Here is a 12630-nt window from a genome sequence, read left to right on the forward strand (position 1 = left end):
CACCCGACCCACGCAGGAGGCGCCTGGAGGCTAGGGTCGCAGGAGCGACTCCCCCGTCATTGCCGGGTCAGGGCGCAGGCCCAAGAGGGCGCAGGCGGTAGGGGCGATATCTCGGAGGTCCCCCTCTGCCAGCGTTGCCCCTGAGCCCTCGCCGTACGCGACAAGGAGCGGCACTCGCTGCAGGGTGTGGCTCGTGAGCGGCGAGCCGTCAACGGCACACATCTCCTCAGCATTGCCATGGTCGCCCGTAATCATCAGGGCCACGCCAGCCGCTGCAGCCGCTGCTGCGATCGCGCCAATGGCGCGGTCTGTGGCTTCACAGGCACGCACCGTGGCGGCAAAGTCGCCCGTATGTCCGACCATATCGGGGTTGGCGATGTTGGCCACAATCAGCCCCTCGTCTCCATGCTCGAGTGCGGCGACAACCGCCGCCGCGATCGCCGCTGACTGCATCTCGGGTGCCAGGTCGTAGGTGGCGACGCGGTCACTGGGTACCAGCATGCGCCGCTCACCTGAGAACGCCTCTTCGATTCCGCCATTCAGGAAGTAGGTCACATGCGCGTACTTCTCTGTCTCTGCAACGTGCAGCTGACGCATGCCGGCGGCTGCCACGAGTCCGGCGAGGGATGGCACAACAGAGGGCCCAAAGATTGGCTGCACGAGCGCGAGCCCCTCTCCCTCTCCGTAGGAGGTCATCCCCCAGCAACGCACTGGAAGAGTGGCGGGACGAGCAAGTTCAGACAACTCTGGTGCGGCTAGGGCACGAACGAGTTGTCGTGCTCGGTCGGCGCGGAAATTTGCATGGATCACCACGTCGGAGGGGGCGAATCGAATCGCTGCTGCGTCGCGCAGCGCCACCCTCGTCGGTAGGACGAACTCATCGCTCTCACCGCGCGCGTACGCCTCCTCGAGGGCGAGCTCTGCGCTGGCCGCAAGGCGATCGCCGTCAAGAACGATGGCCTCGAGTGCGGCGGTCGTACGCTCCCAACGCGCGTCACGATCCATGCCGTAGTAGCGCCCCCCAATGGTCGCAATCTGCGCTGATGGCGCCGCCTGGCTCATGCGCTGCTGGAACGAGGTGAGGGCTGCCGCGGCCGAACGGGGTGGCGTATCGCGGCCATCGAGGAGCAGGTGCACGAGAATTCGCGGGACGCCGGCCTCGTGAGCGGCGCGCAGCACCTTGATTGCATGGCGATCGTTGGCATGCACGCCGCCGCCGCCAAGGAGCGTAATCAGATGCAGGCCGCTCTCTTGCGCTGCGCTCAGTGCGCTGCGCAGGCCGGCCATCTGTGCAAATGAGCCGTCGGCAATCGTCGCATCGATGCGCGGAAGGTCTTGCGGTACGCGCTGCCCGCTCCCGATGTTCAGGTGGCCGACCTCGCTGTTCCCCATCTGGCCAGCCGGAAGTCCAACCGCCTCGCCGCTCGCGCCGAGTGTCGTATGCGGGTGCTGTGCGCAGAGCGCACGCCAGTTCGGCATGGATGCGGCAGAGATGGCGTCACATGCGCCGCCGTCGCCGACGCCAAACCCGTCAACGATGATCAGTGCAAGACGACGCGTGGTGCCCGGCATCACGCAGGTTCCGTCGCGGCCAGCGCGGCACGCACGATGGCAACGAAGCGATCGGCGTGAAGGGAGGCTCCGCCCACGAGGAGGCCATCGAGAGCGGTGCGCCGTGTCGGCGTACCGAACCATGTTGGCGCTGAAGCGGCGTCGACGGAGCCTCCATAAAGCACGGGGAGCTCCTCGCGATGCAGCGCGCTCCGTAGGCCACTGGCGATCGCCTCAGCAATCTCCACCGAGGCTGGGTTGCCAGTGCCAATCGCCCAGACGGGCTCATAGGCAGCGACTAGGCCCGCGGCGAAGAGTTGGCCTGCGCTGCACCCGGCGCGCTCCGCGGCAGCAAAGGCCGCCGCACATTGGGCCTCCACATAGGCAACGCGTGTTGCGATCTCGGCCTCAGGGAGGTCGTCACCGAGGCAGAGGACGGGTGCCAGCCCCGCAGCCACAACGCGTGCGAGCTTCCCGCCAACGACCTCGTCGCTCTCGCCGTGATCCCGACGGCGCTCCGAGTGGCCCACGATAACGGCAGGGGCGATCCCGACGAGATGAACTGTGGGGATCTCGCCCGTGAATGCCCCGGCGCTGCTGAGCGAGGAGTCCTGTGCGGCGACCTCTATTCCGGCCTGGGGGTACTCTCGTCGGAGCAACGAGGCGACAGGGACGAGTCCGAGCGCACTCGGTGCAAGAAGTACTCGCAAGCTCGAGGGGCTCCCCCCGGCCTGCAGTGCGCCTCCCACCCCCTCGGCAATCTCCTTGGCGAGCGCGACCTCTTCGCTCGGCGGAAGGTTCGCCTTCCAGTTCGCAATGATCGTGATCTGCCGGCTGCTCATGTGTGAATCATCGCAGAGGTTGCCCCGCTGAGTGGTAACCTACCTGCGCCGCACTGACACGACGCTCAATCTCGGCGAGTGCGCGCTGCACCGTGGAGCGCGCCAGCTCAAGTTCGACGGCAAGCTCGGCAAGGGTTGCGTCGGGGGCTGCCGATCGAGCGCGGGCGACCCGTGCGTGCAGACCGTCAGCCTGCAGAAGATCCTCCTCTAACGCCACGGTGCAGGCTCGCGCCTGCCGTATCCCAGCATGCACCGCACGCGTGAGGTTTGCGGTCTCAGCATTCACGCTGCGATTCAAGCTTCCACGAACTTCTCGGCCGATGCTGCGGGCCTCCATCTCGGCCACTGCGGCAGTTGCACCGAGTCGCCGCAACAGATCAATGAGCACATCGCGACCCTTCCATACGAGCAGTCCCTTGCCACGTCGCTCGCGCCGATGTCCGCCAAGCTGATCTAGCTCTGTCAGTCGAGCAAGGTGCGTCGCCTCTGCTGAGGAGACGTTGATCTCAAGGTGCACACTCCCGGAAGCGAGCGAGAGGGATCCCCTCGCAAGGAGCCGACCGCGCAGCAATGCGAGTCGACAGTGCTGCGCCGATCGCGCAGAGCCCAAGTCGGCGGCGCAGCCTTCGGCCTGGCTCCGTGGCGATCCTACCCAGGCTCTCGCCGCTCCACGCTGAGAGAGCTCCGTGCCGAGCTCGTGCACCGCTCGTGCCAGGGAGACGTCAACGCGACGGCCTGAATCGCCAAGTGCGGCGAGCTCCGCCTGAATGCAGCAGGTGCGGGCCGGTCGGATTGCCGCGAGCTCATGACGGATTGAGGCGACGAGGTCCGCCTCTCCCCGACTCATCGTGTGCGTCGAGGCTCGCGCAGTGGGAGGCGCAAGAGCGCGCGAGAGAGGAGGTTCGGCTCATGCAGGTGCGGCGTTCGTCGGGAGGCAATATCGCGAACGAAGAGTGGTGGACGCTTACGACCCTCCGCATCGGTGGTGTGGTGCAGCGTTGGCGCGATTGGCACGCCGCCGACCGCTCCAGCGCGGCGCGAGCTTGCAGAGGTGGCGAGGATGCCGTCAATGAGGCCCGACGCTCCGTGCGCCTCGAGTGCTGCAAGATGGGCATCAAGATCCATCCCCTCGGTCTCCCCCTCTTGCTCGTCAACGTTCGCGACCCACACCAGCGGCGCGCGCCGTGCCTGTAGCGCTGCAAGAATTTCTGGAACGAGCAGATGTGGGATCACGCTGGTGTAGAGAGAGCCTGGGCCGAGCACGATCAGGTCAGCCTGCTGGATCGCAGTAATCGCTGACGGAGTTGCACGCGCCCCTTCAGGTGTAATGCGCATGCGGTCAATGTGGCGTGTGCGTGCCAGTTGGGCCTGACCGCGCACGGTTGCGCCGTCCGTCGTGGTGCCGATTAGCTCCAGCGCAACAGTTGTTCCGGGGATCACCTCTCCCCGAACATTAAGAATGCGATGCACGCGCGCAACGCCACGCTCAAGGTCTCCCCCCTCTTGGTGGATCGCAGCGGCGAGCAAGAGATTGCCAATGGCGTGCCCGCGTGCTGCGCCAGGCTCGGCTGGGAGTCGAAAGCGCAGAAGATCGGCCGCTGTCGACTCCGAGTCCGAGAGGGCGACGAGGCAGTTCCGCAGGTCGCCCACGGGCGGAATCCCGAGTTGCTCCCTCAGCATCCCTGACGAACCGCCGTCATCCCCCATCGAAACGATCGCGGTGAGATGCGCGGTCTCAAGCTTCAGGCCACGAAGAGCAGTCCCTAGCCCCGTTCCGCCACCGAGCACCACCACGCGACGTCCACGCGCCAGCCGACGACGGCGCTCAAGGAGCTCAAGGAGCGAGACCCCCGGTCGATCTGTGCGGTACGGCAGGATCGCCGCCCGTGCCAGCCCACCCAGCCCAACCCCCACCAGAAGCAGCCCGAAGCCGGCAGCAACGGCGGCGCGAACCATCGGATCGAGATCGCGCAGGGCGACCGCTTCAGCGATTTGGACGAGTGGATCTGGGAGCTGCGCCCCTGTGGCGAGTGCGCGGATCCCGCTCAGGGCACCGAGGGCAATCGTCCCCGCACCGAGAAAGGCCAAGAGCAGCCAGCGCTTTACCCCGAGACCAGGCTTCAGCCAGCCGACTCGACTCACCGCTTAGGTGCACTCCACATCGCGGTGGTGAACATGGACCGTGTGCGCTCCAGCCTGCGCCCGCAGTTTCGTAGCCAACGACTCGCTGATCGCCACTGAACGGTGGCGGCCGCCCGTGCAGCCGATCGCGATGCTCAGACGACCACGACCATCGCCAAGGTAGGTCTTGAGGGTGGCAACGGCGAACGCCGCGATTGCCGCCTCAATTGAAGCCCCGACCGGATCGTTCAGCACGTACGCGGCGACCTCGCCGTCACGACCATCCTTCGGCCGCAACTCTGGGACCCAGTGCGGATTCGCCGCCGATCGCACGTCGAAGAGCAGATCTGAATCGAGAGGGATCCCGTGCTTGTAGCCGAAACTGGTGAGGTGAATAGAGATCGAGGCGTCGCCACCTAAGGCCTCTTGCACCAGCCGATCGCGCAACTCGCGGGCCGAGAGGTCGCTCGTATCAATCACGGCATCGGAAATCTCGCGTGAAGCGCTGAGCAGGTCCCTCTCTGCTCGGATGGCTCCAGCAACGTTGCTCGGCGCATCAATTGGCCCACCGAGTGGATGACGGTGCCGCGTCTCACTGAATCGACGAATGAGCACATCGTCGCGTGAATCGAGGTAGATCACACGACTCTCGAGTCCAATTGCTGCGCTCGCACTTCGGACCGCATCAATAGTGGAACGCGGATCACCATCGCGGGCATCAATCACGAGGCAGAGGCGCGCGAACCGCTCGGGCTGGAGTCGAATCTTCTCCAGAAGCGCGGGGATCAAATCGTTCGGCATGTTGTCAATCGTGCGGAATCCGACATCTTCTAGAGACTTCGTTGCGGTGCTCTTCCCCGCACCCGACAGCCCCGTAAGCAACACGATCTTGTGCGGCACGGCAGCGGTCACCACTAGCGCCCTCCTACCCGAACGAGCCAGATTGAGAGTTCGTAGAGGAGGTAGAGCACAACACCAAGCACGATCGGGCTGATCAGATCTGTTCCCGGCGTGGCAAACGCGCCGACAATTACGGCGAGGACCAGTGCGTTTCGTCGCCAACGCCGGAGCTTGGCTGACGTGACGACCCCAACGCGCGAGAGGAAGACGAGAAGGATCGGATACTCCGTCGCGAGCCCGAACACCAGCATGAGTGAGCCGACAAATCCGAAGTAGCGGTCAGCGGCAATGAGTGGAGTGAGATCGTCGGTAGCAAAGGAGAGGAGGAAGCTCACCGCAAACGGCAAAACAACCCAGGCGACGGTAACGCCAACGACAAAGAGGAGGAGCGCGAGCGGAATCCAGGGTCGCGCGGCACGACGCTCAGAATCAGTAAGGCCTGGACGAATGAACGCCCATGCCTGCCAGAGCCAGATCGGCATCGCCAGCGCCACGCCCCCGATGAGGCTGAGTTGCATGCGAATTCCGAACGCGTCGCCGACGCCCACAAAATAAAGGGGGGTGTCGTTGAGGGGCGCTCGAAGGAGCGCGATGAGCGGGTCACACCAGGCGAAGGTGATGATGCCACCAGCCACGACGGCCGCAAGGGCGATGCCGACACGTCGGCGTAGCTCCTTAAGGTGATGGACGAGCGGCGCTGGTGCGTCGCTGATCTCTCGGGCCCGAGGCATGATCGGCTCGAACCGACGTTACGCCTTTCGCTTCGAGCGCGACGCTGTGGCGCGCTTTGTCGCCTTCTTGTCACGTGGCTTGGCCGGTGCCGAAGAGGTACCTGAGGTTGCATCCTTAAACTCGCGGAACGAGTTGCCGACAGCCTTCCCAATCTCTGGAAGCTTCCCTGGCCCGAAGACCAAGAGCACGACGGCGAGGATCAGGATCAGTTCAAATGGTCCGACGTTTGGCATTGAAAACCTCCTCGTAGTGGGCTGGCGCCCTTAGGAGGCGAGTATAGCGAGGCGCCGCCCCCACTCCGCCGCTGCAGCGCCCAGCGCGACTGCCACCCGCTCGTCGGTCGCTCCAGCGTCGCTGATCCCGCGCCCCACATTCATGAGCAGCCCCCTCCCGACCACCCCGCTCCCAGGGGCGGCCGTAGCGCCGCCATCGGCGATCACTGCACTAGCCGCACCCCCCTGCGCCCCTACCCCAGGGACGAGAAAGGGGAGACCAGGGGCCGCCGCTCGGACCTGGCGGAGCGCCGCGGCATCGGTAGCACCGACGACTAGGCCGACGCGTCCAGCCAGCCCCTCTGCACGACGCCCCGCAAGTCGCGCGACTCGCTCAGCAAGCGTCTCCTCTGGCTCCTCAGCGCTGGCACCAACCCGGAGGTTCTGCAGCTCACCCGATTCGGGATTCGATGTGCGACAGAGGAGATAAGTGAACCTGTCTGTGCGATCGAGAAGGGGGGCCAGGGCACCGATGCCCAAATACGGATTCGCCGTCACCGCATCAGCACCAAGCACGTCGAAGAGAGCAACACCTTGGGCGGTTACCGTCGCCCCAATGTCACCACGCTTTGCATCGACGATAAGTGGAATCTCCGCTGGAATCTGCCGTCGCACGTGTTCGGCCAGTCGCATCCCCTCGCTGCCGAGCGCCTCAAAATAGGCAAGGTTCATCTTGAATGCGGCGGCATGCGGGGCGGTCGCAGCAATGAGCGTGTCAATCCACCGCTCGATACCGGCATGCGATTCGCGAAATGTCACGGGGAGTGCCGAGGGGACCGGATCGATGCCGACGCAGAGGAGCGAGCCCACTCGAGCCGTGGATGCGCCGAGTAGGTCGAGATATCGACTCATGGCGCTGGGCTCTCCGTTACTGGCGCCGTATTCAAGCTCCCCCACGCCGGCCGCACATTTGGATCAACTGGGTCGCGGAGGGGGCTCAGGATCACTGGTGGATTGGGAATACCAGATGGTGCAACGCTAAATGAGGCGAGGTTAAGACTCGCTAGGCTACCGTTCGCAGAAAGGTAGGCGAGCTGCGCGCCCGTCGGTGACCAGGCTGGGGCCCACGACTTACCGGTGCGCGTGATCTCAAGCACGACCTCACCAGTGGCTGCGTTCATGATCACCACATCCGTGCCGCGAGTTGAAATGCGCGTTGCGGCGATCCATCGGCCATCGGGACTGATCGCTGGCTGCACCAGCCCCTTCTCACCGATTCGCGTCGTGCTCTTCTTGGCAATGTTGTAGCGAATGATTCGCGACGACGAAGTGCCTTCCGAGAGACCGTTCTGCACGTAGTAGATGGCGCTGCCATCGGGACTCCAGACGGGGTCCTGGTGGCCGAATGATGCGATGTGCGGCAGTGGCGGCGTTGCGATGGCGGAACCGTCACTGCTCAGAATACGAACGACGACATCCGTGCCGACGCTACTGCCACGGTAATCCGTTGCAACGGCGATGCGACCATCGCTGGCAAGGGCTGGACCGTACATGAAGCCGGACCAGTTGAGCGCAGGTCGCGATCCGAGGATCAGACCATCAAAGATCACCTCTTCACCGCCGCCATATGCCGAGAGGCGGAGAAGGGTGGGAACGCTCATCTCATATTTCTGCACGCTGCCGCTTCCGAGAAGGCGGCCGCCAGTCTCTGTGCGGTGTCGGACGGCATAGAGCCAGACGCCGTCGGTGCTCCAGGCGAGGTCGGAATCGGTGGTCGCGGTGGTCAGCTGACGTAGTCCAGCTCCGCTCACGCTCCAGATCGAGCCGCCACGACCGAAGGCAATCGTTCCAGCAACGGTGACGCCCTCTGTCACCTCAGGCCCGCTATTGGGATTACCTGAGGGGGCGGGGGTACTCAGCGATAGGCCGACGAGGCTCCCCGCTGCGAGCAGCACGAGCAGGAGGGCCGCAATGATCGGGGCTGGACTGAACGATCGACGCTGGGCACCATCTCTGCTCATCAGGTCGCGATTCGTTGGAGGCTTTGCGCCATGGAATGGCTGCGGTGCAGCTCGGCCTGTGCGCGGCAGTGGTCGAAGCGATCGTTTCTCACTCATGCGCTCTCCCCCAGCACGGCGGGCCGAAAATCTACAACGTGCACCTCAATCCGTGCCGAACCACGATAGGTCCGTTGGGCTGTTCGTACGACAAGATCGATAGAGCTCCCCGCAAGCTGGTCGGCATCAGGCCGACCGAATGCCATCGCCTCGACTGCAAGGCCGTCCAGCGAGAGCGTCAGCCGTGCGTGGCGGCCATCCCCCACCAGGCGCACCGCGGTGAGTGGAATGTCACGCAGGAGGAAGGTGGGCTCCGGGTTCCCCATCCCTGTTGGCGCGAGGTGATCCGCGAGCGCGGCAAGGTCGATGGGGGTGCGACTGCCGATAGGCGCTGCGAGGTCAACGGCCAGCTCTGGCGTGCGCGCCTTCGCCTGCCCTGCGCAGGTGGCACTGAGCCGAGGGAGCAGGCTCCCCCATACGTCGGCCACAAACGAGCAGCCGCCGGCACCATCGTGCCCACCGTGACGAATCAGGGCGTCGCTCGCCTCTTGCAGTGCCGCGGCAACAGCGAAGCCCTTCGGCGCGCGCACCGAGGCACGCAGCGGTGCCCCACTCCCATCATCGTGCGCCACAAGTGCTGGCCGCCCCGTCCCTTCGCTGAGACGACCAGCGATCAAACCGATAAGCCCAACCGACCATGGGCCACGCACCGCGACGAGCCCATCTCCGAGAAAGGCACGAGCCTCATCGCGTTCCGATCCTGGTACGAGTCCGAGGAGTGCTCGCGCCTCGTCAATCGCAACCTTCGTCAACTCTTTTCGTTCGAGGTTAATCCCTTCTAGGAGCGCCGCTAGTTCAGCAGCCTCGGCGGGATCATCAGTCGTGAGTAGCGCCAGAGCTGGAGCGGCGTCGCCGATGCGCCCGGCGGCATTGATGCGTGGCGAAATCGTAAAGCCGGAAACCTCTGCGCGATAGGGTGGCTCTGCGCCGGCCGCACGAAGGAGCGCTGCGATCCCGACAGGCATCGTGCCAGCACCATTCATCACCTTCAACGCGGAGCGCACAATAACTCTGAACTCATTGGCCACCGGAACCATGTCCGCGATGCCGCCAACCATGGCGAGCACGGAGAGCTCTGCCAAGAGCTCACGGCGTTGTGGGTGATCGGCAAGTACTCCTTGGGCAATCTTGAAGGCGAGCCCACTCCCCGCCAAATGTGGGAACGGATAGATTGAATCAGGTCGATTTGGATTCACCAACCAGGCCGCCTGTGCCGGCTCAGGCGGCACAGCGTGGTGATCGATGATGCCAACGAGAATCCCTGCCTCCAACGCCTTGGCCACGCGTGCACGATCGGCGGTGCCGCAGTCAACTGCGAGGATCAGTTCAACGCCGTCTTCGAGTGCGGCGGCGATCGCCCCCTCAGGGATGCCGTGGCCATCGCCGTCACGTTGCGGGATGTAGCCCTCGGCGATTGCACCAATAGCGCGAAGTGCTCGAATTATGATCGCCGCCCCAGTGATTCCGTCAGCATCAAAGTCGCCAACTACAAGAACGGGCTCCCCCTCTGCGCCGGCGGCACGAAGGCGCGCGATGAGGCCGGTCGCATCAGGGAGGAGGCGCGGATCGTGCAGGGTGCGATCGTTGCGGTCGAGGAATTGGCGCGCGCGGTTCGGATCAGCCAAGCCGCGACTATGAAGGAGTGTCGCAAGCGAGAGGTGCAGGTTCTTGGGGATCAGCAGGTCTGCGAAGAGTTGCAGGAGCTCTGCGCTCGCCTGGAGTTCGCCGTCGGCGGCAGGATGAAGGGTCGCGACCGGCTCAAGGCGCCAGGCCCGCGCTGGCACCCTACGCCGTGCGGGTTCGAGCCGCTGCCGCCTTGCGCGCCTGAGCGCGCTCCTCCCACCAAACTAGAAGTGGGCTGGCGAAAAAGATCGAAGAGTACGTTCCCGACAGGATGCCGACGAAAAGGATGAGCACAAACGTACGAATCGAACCGCCGGCGAAGACGAGCAGGGTGAGCAGCGTAATCAACACGGTAGCCGTGGTGTTGAACGACCGACCCAGCGTCTGCACGATCGAGTGGTTGACGATATCGCCGAATGGGGCACCTGCGTGGCGCACCAGGTTCTCACGGATACGGTCAAACACCACAATCGTGTCGTGCACCGAGAAGCCGATGATCGTGAGCATGGCGGTCACAAAGAGGGCATCGATCTCAATCCCCGCAACGGTGCCGGCGATCGCGAAGAAACCCACCGTGACGATGACGTCATGGAGGAGCGCCGCGAGAGCTGCCATGCCGAACCGAAGGTTGCGGAAGCGGTAGGTCATCCAGAGCACGATGCCAATCGAGCCGAGCACAACGAGAAGGAGCGCCTGCTGTGTCAGGTCTTGGCTGATCACGGGGCCAACCGTCGAGACAGAGCCCTCCTCGGCAATCGGTCCAACAGCCGCAATGACCGCCTCGCGAATGGCCTGGAGTTCAGCGCCCGCGTTATCAATCTGATCTTGTCCAGCCTGCAGGTCGAGCGGCTTCGTGCGCACAATCAGGAAGCCGGTTCCAGCTTCGGTGACCGTCGCCTCTTCGTGGCCGGCGCTGGCGACTGCCGCCTGCACTACCAGCGGATCGGCTGGGCTCTCTGGCCGGAACTCCCAGATGGTGCCGCCCGTGTAGTCAATGGAGAACTTCAGCCCAATCGAGCCGCCCGAGAAGGGGGTCGCCAGCGTAAATAGCAGGCCAGGGATAGTGATAAGAATTGAGAAGACGAAGAACCAGCGCTTGCGCGCAATGATCTTATCCATTGATCGCCCCCCGATCGAGTGCGTCGAGGTCACCCTTCGCCACTCCGTAGAGGTACGGCGAGGAGAAGCGCTTACGCGCGATTACGGCGCGCAGGATCAGGCGCGTCACGGTTACGGCGGTAAACAGTGAGCAGAGCACGCCGATGATGAGCACCAGCGCGAAGCCCTTAATCGTTGACGAGCCGAAGTAGAAGAGGATGAACGCGGTGATCAAGCTTGAAACGTTCGAATCAAGGATGGAGTTCCAGGCTCGGCTGAATCCAGCCTCCACTGCAGGGACGATCCCCTTCCCAATACGCAACTCCTCTTTCGTGCGCTCAAAGATCAGGATGTTCGCATCCACCGCCATGCCGATGGAGAGGACAAAGCCAGCGATGCCAGCGAGAGTCAGCGTGACGGGGACGAGTCGGAAGATCGCCAAGACGATGATCACGTAGAAGATCAAGGCGACGTTAGCGACGGCACCAGCTACGCGGTAGTGCAAGAGCATGAAGAGGAAGACGAGCAAGATCCCGACGGCGCCGGCGAAGAGCGCTTGGCCGAGGAAGGACGCGCCGAGGGTCGCCTTCACGTCGGTGACACCAATCTCTGCGATCGGGAATGGAAGGGAGCCGAATTTTAGGATCGTGACAAGATTCGTCGCCTCGTCTACTGCGAAGCCGGCCGCGCCAGGACCCGAGATCTGCGCCTCGCCGCCAGTGATCGCGCTCTGAATGTATGGGGCCGACTTCACGGCACCGTCGAGAACGATCGCAAAGTAGGAGCCGATGTTCGCCTTTGTCCAGGTGGCGAAGAGCTCTGAGCCCTCCGACTTCAGCTTGAACGAGACAACGCGCCGTCCGGTCTCATCAATCTGTACGGCCGAAGACTCAATCTGGTCACCAGAGAAGAGCGCCTTCAGGGTTGTGTCGCTGAGCGTCTCACCCTCGCCGGGTACCGGCTTTACGCCGTCGGTAGGCTGGCCCGTCGCCGTGTTAAAGAAGCCGTAGACCTCGCGCGGAAGTGGCACAAGGTCGAGGCGACCGGTTGTGCCAAGCAGGGCGCGGATGGAGTCAGGATTGGTGACACCAGGCAGCTCGACCACGATGCGGTCGCTCCCCTGCGTCTGCACGAGCGGCTCTGAGACACCGGTGCTGTTGACGCGACGCTCAATGATGTCGCGGATGGTGGCGAGATCAGCAGCGGTAGCGCTGATGCCGTCAACTGGCTGCACCTGATACTCAACGCGTAGCCCACCGCGCAGGTCGAGGCCAAGCTTGGTCTCAATTGGACGCGTGCCACCGGCTGTTCCGCTGGCGGGGAGACTCAGATTTGGAAGTAGGTCAATAGCCAGCGCCAGAAGGGCTGTGGCCAGGATCAGGTACGGGGTGAACTTACGCATTGCCGAGAATCCTAGCAGGGGCGCCCGTCAGC

At 64.0% G+C, this 12630-nt stretch carries 12 protein-coding genes; all 12 read right to left on the minus strand.

Annotated elements, in window-relative coordinates:
• Positions 1 to 30 precede the first annotated feature (30 nt).
• From gpmI to secD, 12 genes are read right to left on the minus strand one after another with little or no spacing between them, the layout of a single operon-like run.
• Positions 31 to 1572 (minus strand): 2,3-bisphosphoglycerate-independent phosphoglycerate mutase, encoded by a 1542-nt coding sequence (gpmI, locus tag AC3LB0_RS01235; RefSeq protein ID WP_488649351.1) that lies wholly within the window; start codon positions 1570 to 1572, stop codon positions 31 to 33.
• Positions 1572 to 2393, minus strand: a complete 822-nt coding sequence (locus AC3LB0_RS01240) for a triose-phosphate isomerase family protein (protein ID WP_488649352.1) — start codon at positions 2391 to 2393, stop codon at positions 1572 to 1574. The genes gpmI and AC3LB0_RS01240 overlap by 1 nt, the downstream gene beginning before the upstream one ends.
• A 7-nt stretch (positions 2394 to 2400) precedes the next feature.
• A complete protein-coding gene (gene whiA, locus AC3LB0_RS01245) occupies positions 2401 to 3240 on the minus strand; it encodes a DNA-binding protein WhiA (RefSeq protein ID WP_488649353.1) in 840 nt (279 codons plus the stop codon).
• Entirely contained in the window at positions 3237 to 4535 is a 1299-nt protein-coding gene (locus AC3LB0_RS01250) for a gluconeogenesis factor YvcK family protein (protein WP_488649354.1), read from the minus strand. The genes whiA and AC3LB0_RS01250 overlap by 4 nt, the downstream gene beginning before the upstream one ends.
• Positions 4536 to 4538: 3 nt before the next feature.
• The gene (gene rapZ / locus AC3LB0_RS01255; protein WP_488649355.1) at positions 4539 to 5429 is read right to left on the minus strand and encodes an RNase adapter RapZ; all 891 of its coding nucleotides are present in this window, start codon (positions 5427 to 5429) and stop codon (positions 4539 to 4541) included.
• Positions 5429 to 6145, minus strand: coding sequence for a twin-arginine translocase subunit TatC (tatC, locus tag AC3LB0_RS01260; RefSeq protein WP_488649356.1), 717 nt, complete (start codon positions 6143 to 6145; stop codon positions 5429 to 5431). Before tatC ends, rapZ begins: the two co-directional genes overlap by 1 nt.
• Positions 6146 to 6163: 18 nt before the next feature.
• The gene (gene tatA, locus AC3LB0_RS01265) at positions 6164 to 6379 is read right to left on the minus strand and encodes a twin-arginine translocase TatA/TatE family subunit (RefSeq protein WP_488649357.1); all 216 of its coding nucleotides are present in this window, start codon (positions 6377 to 6379) and stop codon (positions 6164 to 6166) included.
• Positions 6380 to 6409: 30 nt separating this feature from the next.
• Positions 6410 to 7270, minus strand: coding sequence for an orotidine-5'-phosphate decarboxylase (gene pyrF, locus AC3LB0_RS01270; RefSeq protein ID WP_488649358.1), 861 nt, complete (start codon positions 7268 to 7270; stop codon positions 6410 to 6412).
• Positions 7267 to 8475 (minus strand): TolB family protein, encoded by a 1209-nt coding sequence (locus AC3LB0_RS01275; protein WP_488649359.1) that lies wholly within the window; start codon positions 8473 to 8475, stop codon positions 7267 to 7269. Before AC3LB0_RS01275 ends, pyrF begins: the two co-directional genes overlap by 4 nt.
• The gene (locus tag AC3LB0_RS01280) at positions 8472 to 10259 is read right to left on the minus strand and encodes a single-stranded-DNA-specific exonuclease RecJ (protein ID WP_488649360.1); all 1788 of its coding nucleotides are present in this window, start codon (positions 10257 to 10259) and stop codon (positions 8472 to 8474) included. The genes AC3LB0_RS01275 and AC3LB0_RS01280 overlap by 4 nt, the downstream gene beginning before the upstream one ends.
• Position 10260: 1 nt before the next feature.
• Positions 10261 to 11217, minus strand: a complete 957-nt coding sequence (gene secF, locus AC3LB0_RS01285; protein ID WP_488649361.1) for a protein translocase subunit SecF — start codon at positions 11215 to 11217, stop codon at positions 10261 to 10263.
• A complete protein-coding gene (secD, locus tag AC3LB0_RS01290; RefSeq protein WP_488649362.1) occupies positions 11210 to 12598 on the minus strand; it encodes a protein translocase subunit SecD in 1389 nt (462 codons plus the stop codon). Before secD ends, secF begins: the two co-directional genes overlap by 8 nt.
• Positions 12599 to 12630: the final 32 nt, after the last annotated feature.

Source organism: Candidatus Limnocylindrus sp. (assembly GCF_040397235.1).
Lineage (GTDB): Bacteria > Chloroflexota > Limnocylindria > Limnocylindrales > Limnocylindraceae > Limnocylindrus.